This window comes from Paraburkholderia sp. (assembly GCF_049581445.1).
Lineage (GTDB): Bacteria > Pseudomonadota > Gammaproteobacteria > Burkholderiales > Burkholderiaceae > Paraburkholderia.
In genome coordinates this window covers 13,973-31,443 of record NZ_JBAURZ010000117.1, presented here as the reverse complement: position 1 = coordinate 31,443, position 17,471 = coordinate 13,973, and the positions used below count along the sequence as shown (strand labels likewise).

Here is a 17,471-nt window from a genome sequence, read left to right as displayed (position 1 = left end):
CGTTTGCTTCGACACGGCGCTACTGGACGCGCCGCGGCTGCTTTCGTGCTTGAGCGCGGTCGTGGCCGCGCGCGAACGCTTGGCGGTGGACTCGCTACTCGCGGCGCGCTTCGTAGCTGATTTAGCTGCCGTATGCTGGCCCGCAGCATGATCCAGACTGGCCTTCTTGCGTGTCGCTTCGCTGGTCGTGCCCTTCTTCGGCGCCTTCAGGTCCACCCCTGCGCGACGCGCTTTGGAAAGGCCTATGGCAATTGCCTGTTTGGCGGATCGCACGCCATGCTTGCCAGCACGCACACGGTCCACCTCTTCCTTGACGAATTCGCCGGCCTGGGTGCTGGCGGCCTTGCCCGCACGTTTGTCAGTATGAGCACGCTTGAGAGTTTTCTGCTCTGGCATGACGGTCCTCCAGATGGTTGTTGACGTGAATAACGCAGCAACCGCTGTGCCTTGCTCTACTTCCCGCCAGGATCCGGCCTCGTCACCGTTGCGCCAGAGGCCCCGTAAGCGCTACGGCGCAACCACCGTGCATTGCCCAGCAGCCCGCAGTTCGCGTCCATACGCCCCTTCGCACTGCCGGTCTGCGCGTGCTTGCCGCCCGTACCCGAGAAAGTTCAACGAAACGTATCAACACGTGCACCGGCCTCGTGGACGGCGTATGGTTATAGGCAGGGCCGGCGCCGTGTGTCCGGTCCACCCTGGAGACGCCGCATGAAGATACCCAATTTACGCGCAGGCATCCATATTGAAGGCATCCACTGGATCGCTGAATATGCGAAAGACGTCCACGAGATTCGCGTGTTCCGCGAGGGCCAGGAAGTGGACGTGCATAACGCGCCCTCGACGCTGTTCGGCGATGAAGAAAACGCCGGGTCGAAAAGTTGCGCGGATCATCGCGCCGCGGAAGCAGCTGTGCTGGCCTACCTGAAACGCTTCGTCGCCGAGCACGACGCAGAGGAATAGCCGCGAATCCACCGCCGGGCCGCGCACCGTTGGCACGGCCCAGCGCCTCAACTAAGCCCCGGTCAATCCGCCGGGCGCAGCTTCTTCACTTCGGCGTCCGATGGCTGCACGCTCGCGCCGTCGATATAGCGGAACGACGTCATCACACCCTTGCCGTCCTTGAGGCCCGTCACACCCACATAGGCGCCCATGGTCGACTGGTTGTCCTGGGCGCGATACATGATCGGCCCGAACGGTGTATCGACATTCAGCCCCTTGAACGCGGCGGCCAGCTTGTCGGGATCGGTCGAACCGGCTTTCTTCAGGCCATCGGCAATCGACATCAGCGCCGAGTACCCCACTACCGAGCCAAGCCGCGGATAGTCGTGATACTTCGCCTGGTAGGCGTCGACGAACTTCTTGTTCGCCGCCGTATCGATCGAGTACCACGGGTAGCCGGTGACGATCCAGCCGGTCGGCGCTTCGGCGCCAAGCGGATCCAGATAGTCCGGTTCGCCCGTCAGCAGAGACACCACGCTGCGGTCCTTGAAGAGGCCCGTCGTATTACCCTCACGCACGAACTTGCCGAGATCCGCGCCGAACAGCACATTGAAGATCGCATCCGGCTTCGCATCGGCCAGCGCCTGGGTCACGGCACCCGCGTCGAGATTGCCGAGCGGCGTAGCCTGCTCGGAGACAAACTCGATGTCCGGCTGCGCGGCCTGCATCAGCTTCTTGAAGGTCGCCACTGCCGACTGCCCGTACTCGTAGTTCGGATACACCAGCGCCCAGCGCTTCTTGTGCAGCTTCAGCGCCTCGGGCACCAGCATCGCCACCTGCATATACGTGGAAGGACGCAAACGGTAGGTGTACTTGTTGCCATCAGCCCAGACGATCTTGTCGGTCAACGGTTCGGCAGCGAGGAAGAAAATATGCCGCTGCTTCGCGTAATCCGCGAGCGCAAGTCCCGTGTTCGACAGGAACCCGCCGAACAGCAATTGCACCTGCTCGCCCGTCACCAGTTCCTGCGCGACGCGCACGGTGTCGCCTGGATTGCCGTTGTCATCGCGTGAGACGACTTCGAGCTTTTTGCCGAGCACGCCACCTGACGCATTCACCTGATCGAGCGCGAGATTCCAGCCGTTCTTGTAAGGCCCAAGAAAGGCAGGCTGCGCCTTATAGCTGTTGATTTCACCAATCTTGATCGTCTCCTGCGCGCTCGCGGCGAGCGCCGTCAACGACAGCGTCAACGAGACAGTCAGACGAGAGATCCATGCGGCGCGTGTGGTCATGCGTTTCTCCGTTATCAGTAGGATTGCGGGAATGCGGATACAAGTGCGGTGGACTGCGTGTTTCACTCGGCGCGCGGCGCCGCGCGAATGCGCGCCACGCTCGCTTGCACGTCCTGCCATGCGGGCTTGCCGCCAGCGAACTGCTGACGCAGGTACGACACGAGTTCGGTCACCTGGGCGTCGTTGAAACTGTCGCGGTAAGCCGGCATCGTACCGAGTTCGGGCCGCGCAGGCGAGTCGATCCCATCGAGAATCACGCGAATCAGATTGTCCGGCGTGCCGCTGTGCAGGTTCGTGTTGAGTGCGAGCGACGGGTGCGCGCCAAACAGTTGCGGCCCACTGCCCATATGGTGACAGGCCGCGCAAGCACCGTCGAAGAGCCGTGCGCCAGGGCTCGACACCGCTGGCGCCGACATGCTGGCCTGTTCATACTCGCGCGCCAATGCATGCGGATTCGCATTCGGGCCGGCCGGATTGAGCGAAGCAAGATAGATCGCCATTGCACGGATGTCGCTATCCGGTAGCGCGGAAAGCTCGCTGACTACTGGTGCCATCGGACCGGCTGCCACGCCGTGCAACGGCGCGTGCCCATAGCGCAGATAGCTGAACAGTTCGTCTTCGGTCCATGGCACGGGCGCATTGGAGAGCGTCGTAAGGGCGGGCGCCTCCCATCCATCCACGAGGCCTCCGCCTAAAAACGCCGCACCAGTTTTCTCCGCGCCAAACGTGTTGCGCGGCGTGTGGCACGCGCTGCAATGACCCAGCCCGTTGACCAGGTAGGCACCGCGATTCCATTGCGCGGTTTGCGAGGCATCGTCCGTGAAGGTGTTGCGTTTCAGGAAGAGGCTGTTCCATGCCGCCATCATGGGCCGCACGCTGAAGGGAAACGCCAGGCTGGTTTCCGGTGGACGCGAACGTACCGGCGTCTGCGTCATCAGGAACGCATAGAGCGCACGCAAGTCGTCGCTAGAGACGTTCTTGAACGAGGTGTACGGAAACGCGGGATAAAGACGCCGCCCGTCGCGATGGATGCCCTCGCGCATCGCCCGCGCGAACGCCTCGTATGACCAGGCGCCTATCCCCGTTTCGCCATCCGGCGTGATGTTCGTGCTGTACACGGTGCCGAACGGTGTTTGCAACGGCCGCCCACCTGCGTTGGGCACGCCATTGTGCGCCGTGTGACAGACCGCGCAATCGCCCAGCGAGGCGAGCAGTTTGCCGCGCGCGATCAGTTCAGGTGCGAATGCGCTAGCTAACGGCGGGGTGATCGGCGCAATGGGTTGAGGAGCGAACGCGACTGCGCCAAGCCATCCCGCCGCGCCCGCTGCCATTGCGCTTAGAAAGCCCAGCCGCCAGCGCCGCTTTTTGCGCGCGGCAGCGGCGGCGGCTTCCGCCGCAGCGGGCCCGTCTGATAGCGCGGCGCGAATCACCTCGGGCGTAAACGGCGGCCTGCGAAACCGCACGCCCGTTGCATCGTAGAGCGCATTGGCAATTGCGGCTGCGCCTGGCAACGAGGCGGATTCGCCGGTGCCCATCGGCGGCTCACCGTGACGCGGCATCATCACCACTTCAATCACCGGCACTTCGCGGAACGTCAGGATCGGATACGCTCCCCACTCCTGACTCGTGACCGCGTTCTCGCCGAACGTCACGCGCTCCTTCAACGCGCGACTCGTCGCCTGGATTACGTTGCCGTGGATCTGATGACGCACGCCATCCGGATTCACCATCGTGCCCGTGTCCTGCCCTACCACCACACGGGTGACGGCCATCTCACCGCTCTTGCGGTTGACTTCCACATCCGCGACCCAGGCCGCCCACGCGGCGCCAAAACCGGGGAATTTGCTATGCACATAACGGGCGTAGGCAAAGCCTCGGCCACGGGCAATCTCGCCGTCCGGTTCGTTGTCCTCTTTGACCGCCACGTTGCGCGGTTGCCAGTTCGCTTTCTCGGCCACGGCTTTGACGAGATCGATGGCGCGTGGATCGGTCAGATGTTGCAGACGGAATTCAACCGGATCGACACCTGCCTCGGCCGCCAGTTCGTCGATAAACGACTCATGGGCAAAGGTATTCGGCAACGCCGAGACGCCACGCAACCACGAGGCGCGAACGATAGGCGGCGTGTCGTCGCAAACGATGCGCATGGTCCGGTAGTCGTAGGGCGGCACCGCCGTGCGGTCGCCCATTTCGAATACCTGTGGCTGCGGCGAGATCGCGCCAGTCAACAATAACGCTAACGTCGGTGCATCGTTCGAGGGGTAACGGGTGGCGAAATCGTAGCCTGTAAGTTGGCCTTCGGCGTTCACCGCACCGCGCACATCCATCAACTGTGCCGCACCCTTGGGTTCCCACCTGTGCTCGTCCTCACGTGACAATTGCACTCGCACAGGCGCGCCGACCGCTCGCGAGAGCAACGCGGCGTCGGCGGCGACATCGTCTGCACAGTTGCGGCCATAACAGCCCGCAGCCTCCATTCGCACTACTTCAATCTGCGGCTCGGCGACCCCCAGCAGCAAAGCGAGATCCGCCCGCAGCGAATGCGGGTTCTGGGTACCGGACCAGACCTTGAGCGCGCCGTCACGATAATCCGCCACCGCGCACGAAGGTCCAATCGACGCGTGCATCTGAAACGGCCATACATAGGTGCGTTCGAGCGTGTTGCCGCTCTGCGTCAGTGCGGCGTCGACGTCGCCGTCGATCACCAGATCGCGACGCGTGGCAGGATTCGCGCGCAACGCCGCTTCCACCTCGGCGCTGGTTTCGAGCGGCGGCAATCCTTCGACCGGTTTCCACTGCACATCAAGTCGTTTGACCGCCTGCTGCGCGACCTCTTCGCGCTCCGCAACGATGCCGACAAAGTCGCGGATCACGACGACCTTGACCCTAGGCAGCAAATCGCCAAGCGAATCCTCTTCCACCTGCAGCAGGCTATTGCCGATGAAATCGCCCTGCGCGACGCCCGCGTAAGGCGGACGCACGACCCGACCGTGCAGCATGCCAGGCACGCGCACGTCATGTACGAAGGTCAGTTCACCGGTGGCTTTCGCTGGAATGTCCACGCGCGGGGTGCTCTTGCCGACAATCCTGTATGCGTCCGGCGACTTCAACGGCGTATCGGCTACCAGTGTCAATTCAATGCGTCGGCCCGCAAGCAATTCGCCATAGCCAATACCCTGCGCGAGTTCCATGCCACGACGATGCACGATGCCGTCGCGCACATCCAGTTGATCGGCGCTCGCGTCCAGTCTTTCGGCCGCCTGTGCGACCAGGAACTGACGCGCCTGCGCCGCAGCCTGACGCAGTGGCACGGCAGAGATCTGGATCGTTGCGCTCGCAATCGTCGGTCCCTGATTCGGCGCCTCGTTGGTGTGACCAAGAACAATCGACACCCGTGTCAGCGGCACATCAAGTTCTTCCGCGACGATTTGCGCGAGCGCAGTGCCGATTCCGGTACCCAGATCCACATGACCATTGAACGCCACCACGCTGCCGTCGCCACGCACGGCGAGAAACAGGTCGGCCTCGGTCGGCACGTACGACGAACGTGTACCCGGCTGGCCAAGCGCTGGTTTGGGGGGCGCCTGCGGTGGCCGAACCACGATCAGCACGTTTTGCGCGTCGAAGAGTTGCTGACGCGAAACGGGTCGGCGCTCGACGCTGAAGTCTGGCCCCGTCATGCGCGCTCTCCTTCACGCTGGGCGACCGCCACCGCGAGCAGCTCCGCCGCGCGCTGCACGGCGCGCACAATCTCGACATGCGTACCGCAGCGGCACAGATTGCGCGACAGCTCGCGGCGAATCGCCTCGACGCTCGGATGAGGATCGCGGTCGAGCAGTGCTTTCGCGGTCATGATCATGCCGTTCAGGCAGTAGCCGCACTGTGCGGCCTGTTCTTCGATAAACGCCCGTTGCACCGGATGCAGCGCGGTACGTGTGCCCAATCCTTCCAACGTGGTGATTTCGCGCCCCAGCGCGACCCGCGCGGTTGTCACACAGGAACGGGTCGGCATGCCGTCCAGCAGCACCGTGCATGCCCCGCACTCTCCGAGCCCGCAGCCGAACTTCGGGCCGTTGAGTGCGAGGTCGTTACGCAGCAGATAGAGCAGCGGCGTGTCGGCGTCGGCGCTGACGAAGTGCGTCGCGCCGTTCACGTTGAGCGTGAGGGGCTTCGGGTTGGAGAGGCGGTTCATGGATGGGGCACCTCGTGCCTCGCCCGCGCGCTCAGGACACCACCGGCACTTCGGTAGCAGGCGGCGTATTGCGGCTGCGCCGGCAACGGATCAGGCCATCGATCATCACCATCCCGACTCCCGGTATGTCGCCCAATTGCACGCTCTCCAGCAGAGTGCTGCCGGCCGTGTGCTGCGCGCGGTCCATGAACACCAGATCGGCAGGGCGTCCGGTTTCGATCAGACCTTGACGCAAATTTCGCTGCCGCGCGGTGTTGCCCGTCGCAAAGCAAAAGGCGATTTCAGCGGGTACGTCGGCGAGACTCGAGATCAACGCAATCATTCGCAGAATGCCTAGGGGTTGCACGCCCGAACCGGCCGGGCTGTCGGTGCCGAGGATAATCCTGTGCGGGCATTTGAGTTCGATCGCGTGACGCGCGGTTAGCAGCGCGATGCGTTCATTGCCGTTATGCACGATCTCCAGCGCGCGAGTGGATTGTTCGCAGAGATCGCACACGTGACGATAAGACAGGGACGTGTGGCCGCCATTGATATGACCGATCACATCCGCATCCGCGGCGAGCACGACGTCTTTGTCGATCAGGCCCGAGCCTGGAATGGACGGACCGCCCGTGTGAATCGTGCTCTGAATGCCGTACTTGCGCGCCCAAGCCACCATCTGGCCGGCTTCTTCGCCGCCCTTGACGCTCCCCAATCCGACCTCGCCGAGCAGTTTCACGCCGGCTTCCGAGAGCTCCTTGAAATCCTCCTCGACCATGCCCTTCTCGATCACCGGCGCGCCCGCCAGCACCTTCACCCCACCTCCGACGCCCGCGCCGCGCATGCCCTCGAACGAACGTTGCGCGGTAATGGCCAGTGCCTTCACGCCCACTACATCTTTCGGACGGCCAGGTAAATGCACTTCGCCTGCAGAAATCATCGTCGTGACCCCGCCGTTCAGATTGGATTCGATCCAACCCATCTGATTCTGGCGCGGCGTCCAGTCACCGAACACCGGATGCACGTGCGAATCGATCAGGCCCGGCGCGACCGTCGTCCCCTTGCAATCCACCGTGGTACGCGCGCCTTCGAGGTCGCAATCCTTCTCCTTGCCGACCGAGACAATCACACCGTCGTCGATCACTAGCGTATCTGCATCAAGGATCGGCTGATCGATATCGCCGGATAGCAGCAAACCAATATTCGTCACGACTACCTTGCCCGACAACCCTGTCAACGTCTCTGCTGCCATCTGCTTCTCCTTTCGCAACGACTACCCGGTGCATCATGCGCTCGCGTTTCGCTCAGCATTTAAGGCACCGCAGGAATCAGACGCTCAGATAGGCGCGCCTGACTGTTTCGTTCTTCGCGAGTTCGCCGATCGTGCCGCTGAAACGGATCTGCCCTTTTTCGAGCACATAGGCGCGGTCACTGACCAGCTCAGCGAAGTGCAGATTCTGTTCGGATAGCAGAATAGAGAGCCCTTCGCGTTTGAGTTCGAGAATCATGTTCGCCATCTGCTCGACGATCACAGGCGCGACACCTTCTGATGGTTCGTCCAGCAGCACCAGATACGGATTGCCCATCAGCGTGCGCGAAACAGTGAGCATTTGCTGTTCGCCACCGCTCATCTGTCCGCCCGGGCGCTTTGGCATTTCGCCGAGATTGGGAAAGAGGCGGAACAGCTTTTCGGGGGTCCACTGCGGCGCGCCTTTGCGTGGTGGTTGACGGCCTGCGTCGAGGTTTTCCATTACGGTGAGGTCGGAGAATACACGGCGATCTTCTGGAACGAAGCCCATACCCATGCGAGCGATCCGGTAAGGCGGCAGCCTGGCGATATCCGCGCCGCGAAACCGAACCTCGCCCTGGCGACGTGGCAGCAGGCCCATCACCGCTTTCATCGTGGTCGATTTGCCCGCGCCGTTGCGGCCCATCAGCGCAACGACTTCGCCTCGGCCCACTTCAAGACCGACATCGAACAGGATGTGCGCGCGGCCATAAAACGCATTGAGGCCGGACACCTGCAGCATGGGTTCGGTCATTACAATGCCCCTTGGTGACTGTCAGTAGCGCTGTCGCGATCCAGCGCGGCATGGGCCTGGAAGGTCTTGCCGGTGCCGAAATACACTTCCTGTACCCGGGCGTCATTGCGTATCGCTTCGGCGCTGCCCTGCGCAATCAACTTGCCACGCGCCAGCACGATCATGCGGTCGGCGTAGGCGAATACCACGTCCATGCTGTGCTCGGTGAATAGCACTCCAATCTTGTGTTCAGTCACGAGGCGTTTGGTCAGCGCCATGAGTTCGTTGCGCTCTTTCGGTGCCATGCCGGCAGTAGGCTCATCCATCAGCAGCAGTTTCGGCCGATTGGCCATGGCAATAGCGAGTTCCACGCGCTTCACATCGCCGTATGCGAGCACGCCACAAGCACGATGCGCGTCAGCGCCCATGCCAACCTGTTCGAGCAGGCTAAACGCTTCATCCGCGTACCACGATGCAGTTGGCTTCCACAGGCCGAACAGTTTTCGTTCGCGCGAAACCAGCGCCATCTGCACGTTTTCAAGTACGGTCATTGAGTTGAAGGTCGCGGCAATCTGGAACGTGCGTCCAACGCCGAGACGCCAGATATCGCGCGGCCGCATGCCGACGAGTTCGTGATCATCCAGGCGGATCGAGCCGGACGAAGGCCGCAGTTGGCCGTTGACCATGTTGAAGCAAGTCGATTTGCCCGCACCATTCGGACCGAGCAACGCGAGCAGTTGACCCGCTTCGAGATCGAACGACACATCATCGACGGCTTTCAGGCCTCCGAACGATTTCGACAGACCGGATACGCGCAAGAGGCTCATAGTCCCTCCTTCATCGCCGTCGCCTGCGATGGAGAAGCGGATGAACCACTACGCTCGCTGCCCGGCGCATCGCCCGCGTGCCCGTTCTTCGTGCTGGGGTCGTCGTCACCGAAGCGCTCGCGCACGAAGCCCACAATGCCCTGCGGGAACGCAATCACCAGTAGCAGAATGGCAAGGCCCAACAGCGCTTGCCAGTAGTCAGTTTGACGCGCGACGGTATCCTGCAGCCACGTAAACACCGCGGCGCCGACGATCGGTCCAGTCAAGGTTTGCAAGCCGCCCAGCAATACCATTACGAGTCCATCGACGGACCGACTCACGCTGATCACTTCCGGTGAGATCGTCCCCTTCGAAAAGGCGTACAGCGACCCGGCCAGCCCGCAAAACACCGATGCAATCACAAACGACGCCCACTGAATCCGTTTGACGTCGATCCCAATCGCTTCTGCGCGCAACACCGAATCACGCGAGGCGCGCATTGCATAGCCCAGCGGTGAAAACAGCATGCGCCGCAACAGCCAGACACAGATAACGACACACACAAGCGTAAGGTAGTAGTACGCCACCGGCGATGAAAGCCAGTTGGACGGCCATAGTCCCAACACGCCGTTACTCCCGCCCGTCACATCGTCCCACTGGAACACCACCGACCAGACGATCTGTGCGAAGGCAAGCGTCAACATCGCAAGATACACCCCGGACAGGCGTACGCAGAACCACCCGAACACCAGCGCCCCGCCGAGCGCCAGCAGCGGCCCGAGCAGCAGGGCGGCTTCCATCGGCAGGTTCAGTACCTTGAGAAACAGCGCCGCACCGTAAGCACCAAGACCGAAATAAGCCGCATGGCCGAAAGAATGCATGCCACCCGGTCCCATGATGAAATGCAGGCTGGTGGCGAACAACACAGCAATCAGGATTTCGACGAGCAGGATCGGCATGTATGGAAATGCCCTGGCGGCGAGCGGCGCCAGCACCATCACAGCGAGCACCACGGCTGCCAACCATTTGAGCCGCTTGCCAGCGGGACGCAGCGGCGTCTCCGGCGCAGCCATGCCACGCACCGCCGCGCTGGCGCGTCCGAGCAAACCCCAAGGCCGCACCACCAGTACGACAGCCATCACCACGAACTCCGCCACAAGCGTGAAGCGACTTAGGGAAAAATCGATCCCGCCCAACGACACATGGCCGATGCCAATGCAGAGCGCCTTGATCTCCGCAATCAGCAACGCTGCGATGAACGCGCCTGGAATGGAGCCCATGCCGCCGACTACGACCACGACGAACGCATTGCCAATGGTCTCCAGGTCGAGCGACAGATTGGCCGACATACGCGGCCCCTGCAGCGCGCCACCCAGGCCAGCCAGAAACGCCCCTACGAAGAACACGCCGGTGAAAAGCCAAGCCTGGTTGATACCGAGTGCGCCAAGCATCTCGCGATCCTGTGTCGCCGCGCGCACCAGCGTGCCCCAGCGCGTGCGCGTCAGCGCGTACCAGAGCAACAGCAGCACCAGCGGGCCGATTACGATCAGCGCGATATCGTAGGTGGGCAACGGATGGCCGAGCAGACTGACCGCGCCGGCAAGATGCGGCGCACGCGGTCCGAACAGATCTTCGGGACCCCAGATCCACAGCGCGGCGTCACGGAAAATCAGAACCAGCGCGAAGGTGGCGAGCAGATGGAACAACTCAGGCGCCTGGTAAATACGCCGCAACACGACGACTTCAACCAGCGCGCCCAGCACCGCGACGACCAGCGCGGCGGCCAGCACCGACAGCCAGAAGCCCGCCGTGCTGTGACCAAAACGACTCGCAATGCTGTACGCCACGTAAATACCGAACATATAGAACGAGCCGTGTGCGAAGTTGACGATGCGCGTCACGCCGAAGATCAACGACAAACCGGCGGCGACCAGAAACAGCGTCGACGCGTCAGCGAGTCCATTGACCATCTGTACCAGCAGATTCGAAAGCATCGTTACCCTTAGCGGCTTGCCAGCCATCCAATGTGCAGCGGACTCATCACGCTCGTAGCTAGCGGCTTGCGCGACTGCTTCAGCCTGGCTGCAGCGGGCGGAACGCCCGTCTCACCGGCAGGACAGTACCAGCGAATTTATTTAGCGCAAACCGTCTTCGCCTTTGATTTCGCTGACCTGCAGTCCGCCAATGCGCGGTAGCGGACGGCCCGATGCCGTGACGGCCACGGCCACCACGATTTCGTTCGCGCGCGGCGCATCCGCGACCCGCGCTTCGATGGCGTCGAAATGACTACGCACGAACGCGGCATCCTTATGTCCAAGCGGCACGTCGATCGCCGTGCCTAAGGTGCCCATCTTCTTGGCGGACGGCACCAGTGCGGCACCCTTCTCCACCGCGACGCGCAACGGGGCGCCGAGCTTGGGATGCAGAATCGCCGCAGCGTGTTCGAGTTCGCCCGCTTCGCCGACAATCGCCGCCTTGCCATAGCTTTGCGCCGCGCCCGGTTCGATGCCCAGCGCCTCGACACATTTCTTGCCAAGTAACGCGCCGAGTTCCTCGCCTGCTTCGATCAACGCATCCAGCTTCGGTTCGTACCGTCCGGCGTAGGGATTGTCGATCACCGCGATTGCAACCGCACGGCGGGTCGGTGGTTCGATGGGTTGGCCCATTTCTATGCGTGTTTCATCTACCTGCACTACCAGCTTGCGAAGCTTGATTGCCATATCGTTCTCCGTGTAGGGATTCGCGCGGTCTGTTGCCTGGTCCGCGCTAAGCACTTGAGCATCGCCGCGCGTTTAGCGCAGCCCGTCCTTGCCGACGATGGCCTCTTTTGCAAGACCGCCGACTCGCGCATGAACGCGCTGTCCCGTGCTCATTGCGAGGATGTACACCACTTCGTCCGCAGCCGGGGCGCCTGGCACGCGCACTTCAATCGCATCGAAGTGACTGCGCACGTAGCTTGCATTGACGTGAGTCAGCGGTATATCCAGCGCCGTCGAGGGTGCACCCACCTTTTTCGTCGAAGGCACGATTGCATTGGTGGGCACGCCATGCTTTTCGAGCAACTCGCGCATTGCATAGCCGCCCGGAACGTGCCACAGCGCGCCGTGTTCGAGTTCGCCCGCCGCGCCCACAATCGCGCCCTTGCCGTAGCTTTCGATCGCTGCGTGCGGCACCGCCATCGCAGCAAGCAGGCGTTGGGCGAGATCCAGACCAATGGGTTTCAAGGCCTCCATGGCGTGTTCGATCTTCGCTTCGTAATGACCGGCGAACGGATTGCTCAGCACCGCCGCAATCGCACCGCGCTTGAGCGGCTGCGCAGGCGACGGACCGAACTCGTGAAAAATATCCTCGACGTGGGTCAGCACGCGGCGTATTTCGAACACGGAGCCTCCATTGGGTAAGGTGCCTGATGGACGTAATGAGCCGCGCGGCCGCCGCTCAAAAACGGCGACGACGTGCCTTGTCCGTCCATGCCAACTACACGGGCGCATCGCTGCAAAAACAGCGCGGCGCCTTCAATCAAGCCTTGTTCGCGCAACCGTTGCGCTTCTTCAGCACCACGCGCCAGCGCAAAATCAATCAGCGGTTGCGGCAATTGAGGCACATCTATCGTGACCAGCAGATCGCCCAGGTCGCTGTCATCCTTTAGCGAAGATGCCGGTTCGCGCACAATGCCTGCATGCTCCACATTGACAGCGTTGGCGATCATGGTTGCCGCTGCATCCGCGTCCGCTGCCTTACGCGCCAGCACGGTCACGCTATCGGCAATCCCGAGGCTGAAACTACGGCCGCGCCAGCCGCTTGTTGCGATGCCGCGTACCGGCATGCTGAAATCAACAGTCATGTTCGCATCAAAGCGGTGATCGCCGGCCAATTGTGCGCCTTCGAAATCGGCCAGATCCGCAAACAGGCCTACGCGCCAGGACTGTCCCTGGCTTAAGTACAACGCAATATCGCCACCGTTGTTGATATAGACGCGCGCCACGCCTGGTCTTGCAAACACCTCGATCAATTCATCGGCAACGCTGCCGGCTACTGCGGCCATTGGCGTGATATAGCGGGCCCGATGCGGATAACAGGCATGCCACATACGCGCGGCCACCGGGCCTTCGCATGGGCAACTTATCGCATCCGGCGGAACCGCTTGCCGAAGGAGCGGCAATTCCGCCACCAGTTCATCCAGCACGCTGCCGAACCGCTGCCAGCATGCTTCATGCGCGGCTTCGACGGCCGCGGGCTCGCCGTCGGCGCCGATGATCAGATCAATCGGTCCGTGCTGCAAGTGCCAGCGGTTTGCGTCGAGCGGCGCGCGGGTGGCGGTCATTTCCGTTTATATGTACGTGGGTATCTTGTGCGTTGACGTATCTGCGTGAGTTAGCCGAGCATCGGCGGCATACCGAGCGGCCATGGATTGCCGGCGTGGCGTGCCAATGTGCGGCGTGCCAGCGGCGCGCCTTCGAGATGCTCCGGGCCGTTCGCCAGCACGCTTTCCAGCGAGCGCACCGCATCGAGATGGCCACCGAGGTCGCTATAAGCATCGTAGGTCATTGTGAACTCGATGGGGGCGACGATGGCGGGTGTCGGCACCGTGCCAAACGACCGGTCCGGCATACGGGTCACGTCCACCATCACGGTGATGCCGCCGCCTGGCCAGACATAGGCGGGCGCGCCGCCGCAGGTGACGTTCACCAGCCCTTGCTTGATCGCCCGCGTCAACAGCACGGGGTTCTCGGTTGCACCCGCGCGCAAACTGCCTCCAGCGCCGCCAATGAACAGCACCGTGGCGAGAGACGGCTCACAGTTTTCGCCAATCCGCTCCACCGTGCGCCGAACTGCGTCGGGCATTTCAACGATGCGCGGCGTCAGATCGTTGTCCAGTTCGTACCATTGCGCATGCTCTCCGGTGGTCGATACCATCAGGATACGCATGCCGGGGCGCGCCACCGCAGGATCGAAGCCTTCCACAATGGCAAGCGGGTCCTGGATGTCCGTGCCGCCCCATCCTGTGCCCGGATTGGCCACCTGAAAATAGCGGCCTGGCGTCGACTTGCGGCCCCGAATCTTCAGACCAGAGCGCGTCATACCAAGGCAACGCCCTGCCTGATGCTCGGTAAGCACCCCGGTGATGTGGTCGTCCACCACGACCACTTCGTCGACATGCCCGAACCATTGCTTCGCAAAGATGCCGATGGTGGCCGAGCCGCAACCCACCCGCATGCGCTTCTCCTCGACGCCATCGACGATGGGCGCCGCGCCCGCGCGAATCACGAGACTCGCCCCGCCGTCGATGCTCAGTTCGACCGCCTGCTTGTTGCCAAGCGCAAGCATCATGTCGCAGGTCACGCGACCTTCTTTCTTACTGCCACCCGTCAGATGATGGACGCCGCCAAGACTCAGCATTTGCGAACCGTATTCGGCGGTGCTCACGTGGCCGACAATCTCGCCCTGGCAGCGCACATTCGATTGCTCCGGGCCGAGAAAGCGGTCGGTATCGATCTTTACCTTGAAACTGCAATAGCTGAAGATGCCCTCGGTGACGACGGTAACCATGTCGACGTCGTCGAGCTTCGACGAAACGATAAACGGAGCGGGCTTGTAGTCGGGATAAGTGGACGATGCGCCGACCCCGGTGACGAACAGCGCCTGATCCTGCTGCGCTGCACGTTGGATGTCTTGCTGTCCATTTTGCTGGCGGTTTTGCTGTGCCTCGTTTAATGCACCAAATTCGATCACCGCCGTCTGTTCCGCGGCGTTTCCAGTTGCCAGCGAGCGCGACATGAACACCACCGGGTCTACCCGGATCAACCGGCCATCCGCATTGGCATAGCGGTCGCACGCGCCGGTTCGGCCCGCGGAAATCTGGCACAGCACAGGGCACGCATTGCATTCAATCTTGTTTGCCGCCATCCGTTCGCTGCGCGGCGCGGCCTTTTCGAGCACGGTGGGGCCAGGCGTCGAGGCGGTTTCGCCATCAACGCCTTCTGCGCCGAAATCGACCTTCGTGTGTTCAGTCATGGTGGGGTTCCCATACGACCTCATTACAGACCGGTCCTACCCGCTTGACGAAATAGCCCTTGTTTCATGGCCTATTCACGTGGAACGCGTCTTTCTCATTTTGAAAAATGTTGCGGTTACTCACCGTTCGTGTAGTATCCGCTACACCAAACCTGACTGAAATCTACTCGATCAAAATAGACTGCGCAACGCCTTTTCCTCGTCGCCAGTCATGTTGCGCCGCGCCATTCCATGAGAAAGATTCGAGGCCGTCCATGAGTCCAACCGCCCCCCGCAAGCCGGGCGCGACCGGCGTCCGTGCGAAACAGGCGCAGGATACGCGCGCAAAGATTCTGAAGGCCGCTATCAAGGTGTTTGCCAAGCAGGGCTATGCGAGCGGCCGGGTCGAGAGCATTTCGAAAGCGGCGCGCTCGCACGACCGCATGATCTACTACTACTTCGGCAGCAAGGAGCAGCTGTTTGTCGAAGTGCTGGAAACCATTTACTCGCAGTTCAATGAAGCGGAAAGCCGCCTCGACCTGGATCTCGACGACCCTGTGCACGGCTTGCAGCAGATGGTTGAATTCGTTTGGCAGTACTACCTGGATCATCCCGAGTTCGTCACGCTACTCTCCAGCGAGAACCTGCATCAGGGCAAGCATTCGAAGAAGTCGTCGAAGCTGCGCGATATTTCCGGCTATGCGCTCTCGGTGGTGCAGAAGGTGCTGGATGCCGGCAAGACCAAAGGTGTATTTCGTAGCGGCGTCGCTGCGCGCGACGTGTACATCATGATCGCGTCGCTGGGCTATTTCTATAACGCCAACCAGTACACGCTCGGCGCATTTCTTGGCGAGCAGTTGATGGACAAGGCTGCCCTCGCGCATTGGTGCGAGGTCATCAAAGACACGGTATTACGCGCGGTGTTGGTAACACTGCCGGTTGAACCGGCCGGCAGTGTGAATGAGCACGCCGCGCTTTAGGGCGAGCGTGCGCTTGCCGGCGGCAGCAAGGCCGGCCTGCTCGTTGCGAGCCTGCCGGTAAAGCAAAACGTCCGCGGCTCGCCCCGCTTTACGTCTTAGCCGCGTCGTCTTCGCGGAACAGCTTGTCGGCCAGGTGGTACGCAGAGTTCGCCGCCGGCACGCCGCAATAGATCGCAGTCTGTAGCAGCACTTCCTTGATTTCGTCACGCGTCACGCCGTTGTTCTTCGCTGCGCGCAGGTGCAACGCCAATTCTTCGCTGCGATTGAGCGCCACCATCAAGCCAATCGTCAACAGGCTGCGCGTATGACGCGCCAAGCCCTCACGCGTCCAGATTTCGCCCCACGCATAGCGCGTGATGAAGTTCTGGAAATCGTCGGTGAATTCCGAGCGGTTCGCCAGCGAGCGATCGACGTGCGCGTCGCCGAGCACCGAGCGCCGCATCTTCATTCCTGCTTCATAGCGGTCTTCGTCGTTCATAGCGGCTCCGTAAGAAAGTCGAACACCGTCTTCGTGAAGGTCTCGGCCTGTTCGATGTTGGAAATATGCGAAGCGTCCAGTTCGACATAGCGTGCGCCTGGAATCGCGGCGGCGAGTTCCTTGCCTTGCGCTGGTGTTGCAGCCAGATCGTGTGTGCCGGATATAACCAGCGCCGGCACCTTGATGCCGTGTGATTCGGGACGCAAATCGGCAGCGTCGATGGCTTCGCAGTTGCTGGCGTAGCCTTCCTTCTCCGTATGCACGAACACGTCGCGGATCACCGAGAACATCAGCGGCTCGCGCGCAATGAACTCGCCGGTGAACCAGCGCGGCAGCACGGCGTCGGACAACGCTAGCATGCCTTCCTTGCGTGCCCGTTCGGCGCGCGGCACCCACACTTCCGGCGACCCGATGCGCGCCGCCGTGTTGGACAGCACGACCCGGTGCAGACGATTCGCGTGTCGCGCAGCGAGCGCGACGCCGGTGAGGCCGCCCATCGACAGGCCGCAGAAATTCGCCTTGTCGATCTTCAGCGTGTCCATCAACCCGAGTACGTCACCCGCCAGCTGATCGATCGTGTACGGCCCTTTGGGTGCTTCCGAATGACCATGACCGCGTGTGTCATAGCGCAGCACGCGGAACTGCTTCGATAACGCGGCGACCTGCGGCGTCCACATCGACATATCGCTGCCGAGCGAATTTGACAGCACGATCCACGGCGCGTGGCCGTGCCGGTCGCCGTCGATGCGATAGTGCAACTCAATGCCGTTGACTGCGGCGTAGGGCATTC

16 protein-coding genes are annotated in these 17,471 nt (G+C 62.0%); 2 read left to right on the top strand and 14 right to left on the bottom strand.

Going from position 1 to position 17,471, the window contains the following annotated elements:
• Nucleotides 1–396: DUF6496 domain-containing protein (locus tag WCA85_RS10775; RefSeq protein WP_424063674.1), on the bottom strand; the 396-nt coding region annotated here is incomplete at its 3' end.
• A 312-nt stretch (nucleotides 397–708) separates the two neighbouring features.
• Here WCA85_RS10775 and WCA85_RS10770 point away from each other — a divergent pair.
• Nucleotides 709–960, top strand: coding sequence for a hypothetical protein (locus WCA85_RS10770; RefSeq protein WP_424063672.1), 252 nt, complete (start codon nucleotides 709–711; stop codon nucleotides 958–960).
• Nucleotides 961–1,022: 62 nt separating this feature from the next.
• On the opposite strand, the gene WCA85_RS10765 is transcribed toward WCA85_RS10770, so the two are convergent.
• The 11 genes from WCA85_RS10765 to WCA85_RS10715 form a co-directional block, all read right to left on the bottom strand.
• A complete protein-coding gene (locus tag WCA85_RS10765) occupies nucleotides 1,023–2,231 on the bottom strand; it encodes an ABC transporter substrate-binding protein (RefSeq protein ID WP_424063671.1) in 1,209 nt (402 codons plus the stop codon).
• A 62-nt stretch (nucleotides 2,232–2,293) separates the two neighbouring features.
• Entirely contained in the window at nucleotides 2,294–5,911 is a 3,618-nt protein-coding gene (locus WCA85_RS10760; RefSeq protein ID WP_424063670.1) for a molybdopterin cofactor-binding domain-containing protein, read from the bottom strand.
• The gene (locus tag WCA85_RS10755; protein ID WP_424063668.1) at nucleotides 5,908–6,423 is read right to left on the bottom strand and encodes a (2Fe-2S)-binding protein; all 516 of its coding nucleotides are present in this window, start codon (nucleotides 6,421–6,423) and stop codon (nucleotides 5,908–5,910) included. The genes WCA85_RS10760 and WCA85_RS10755 overlap by 4 nt, the downstream gene beginning before the upstream one ends.
• A 31-nt stretch (nucleotides 6,424–6,454) precedes the next feature.
• On the bottom strand, nucleotides 6,455–7,654 hold the full coding sequence (locus tag WCA85_RS10750) for an amidohydrolase family protein (RefSeq protein WP_424063666.1): 1,200 nt from the start codon (nucleotides 7,652–7,654) through the stop codon (nucleotides 6,455–6,457).
• A gap of 76 nt (nucleotides 7,655–7,730) precedes the next feature.
• A complete protein-coding gene (locus WCA85_RS10745; RefSeq protein WP_424063664.1) occupies nucleotides 7,731–8,444 on the bottom strand; it encodes an ABC transporter ATP-binding protein in 714 nt (237 codons plus the stop codon).
• Nucleotides 8,444–9,250 carry an ABC transporter ATP-binding protein gene (locus tag WCA85_RS10740; protein WP_424063662.1) on the bottom strand — a complete coding sequence of 269 codons (807 nt, stop codon included), beginning with the start codon at nucleotides 9,248–9,250 and terminating at the stop codon, nucleotides 8,444–8,446. The genes WCA85_RS10745 and WCA85_RS10740 overlap by 1 nt, the downstream gene beginning before the upstream one ends.
• Complete coding sequence (locus WCA85_RS10735; protein ID WP_424063659.1) at nucleotides 9,247–11,223, bottom strand: ABC transporter permease; 1,977 nt, start codon at nucleotides 11,221–11,223, stop codon at nucleotides 9,247–9,249. The genes WCA85_RS10740 and WCA85_RS10735 overlap by 4 nt, the downstream gene beginning before the upstream one ends.
• A 141-nt stretch (nucleotides 11,224–11,364) precedes the next feature.
• Nucleotides 11,365–11,949, bottom strand: coding sequence for an amino acid synthesis family protein (locus WCA85_RS10730; RefSeq protein ID WP_424063658.1), 585 nt, complete (start codon nucleotides 11,947–11,949; stop codon nucleotides 11,365–11,367).
• A 72-nt stretch (nucleotides 11,950–12,021) separates the two neighbouring features.
• Nucleotides 12,022–12,612, bottom strand: coding sequence for an amino acid synthesis family protein (locus WCA85_RS10725; RefSeq protein ID WP_424063656.1), 591 nt, complete (start codon nucleotides 12,610–12,612; stop codon nucleotides 12,022–12,024).
• Nucleotides 12,588–13,553 carry a UPF0280 family protein gene (locus WCA85_RS10720; RefSeq protein ID WP_424063654.1) on the bottom strand — a complete coding sequence of 322 codons (966 nt, stop codon included), beginning with the start codon at nucleotides 13,551–13,553 and terminating at the stop codon, nucleotides 12,588–12,590. Before WCA85_RS10720 ends, WCA85_RS10725 begins: the two co-directional genes overlap by 25 nt.
• A gap of 50 nt (nucleotides 13,554–13,603) precedes the next feature.
• A complete protein-coding gene (locus WCA85_RS10715; RefSeq protein WP_424063652.1) occupies nucleotides 13,604–15,244 on the bottom strand; it encodes a 6-hydroxynicotinate reductase in 1,641 nt (546 codons plus the stop codon).
• Between the two features lie 254 nt (nucleotides 15,245–15,498).
• Here WCA85_RS10715 and WCA85_RS10710 point away from each other — a divergent pair, with 254 nt between their 5' ends.
• On the top strand, nucleotides 15,499–16,203 hold the full coding sequence (locus tag WCA85_RS10710) for a TetR family transcriptional regulator (protein ID WP_424063650.1): 705 nt from the start codon (nucleotides 15,499–15,501) through the stop codon (nucleotides 16,201–16,203).
• Between the two features lie 88 nt (nucleotides 16,204–16,291).
• Here the strand turns inward: WCA85_RS10710 and pcaC are convergent, their stop codons facing one another.
• Both pcaC and pcaD read right to left on the bottom strand, forming a co-directional pair.
• Entirely contained in the window at nucleotides 16,292–16,681 is a 390-nt protein-coding gene (pcaC, locus tag WCA85_RS10705; protein WP_424063648.1) for a 4-carboxymuconolactone decarboxylase, read from the bottom strand.
• Nucleotides 16,678–17,469, bottom strand: a complete 792-nt coding sequence (gene pcaD, locus WCA85_RS10700) for a 3-oxoadipate enol-lactonase (protein WP_424063647.1) — start codon at nucleotides 17,467–17,469, stop codon at nucleotides 16,678–16,680. Before pcaD ends, pcaC begins: the two co-directional genes overlap by 4 nt.
• Nucleotides 17,470–17,471 lie beyond the last annotated feature (2 nt).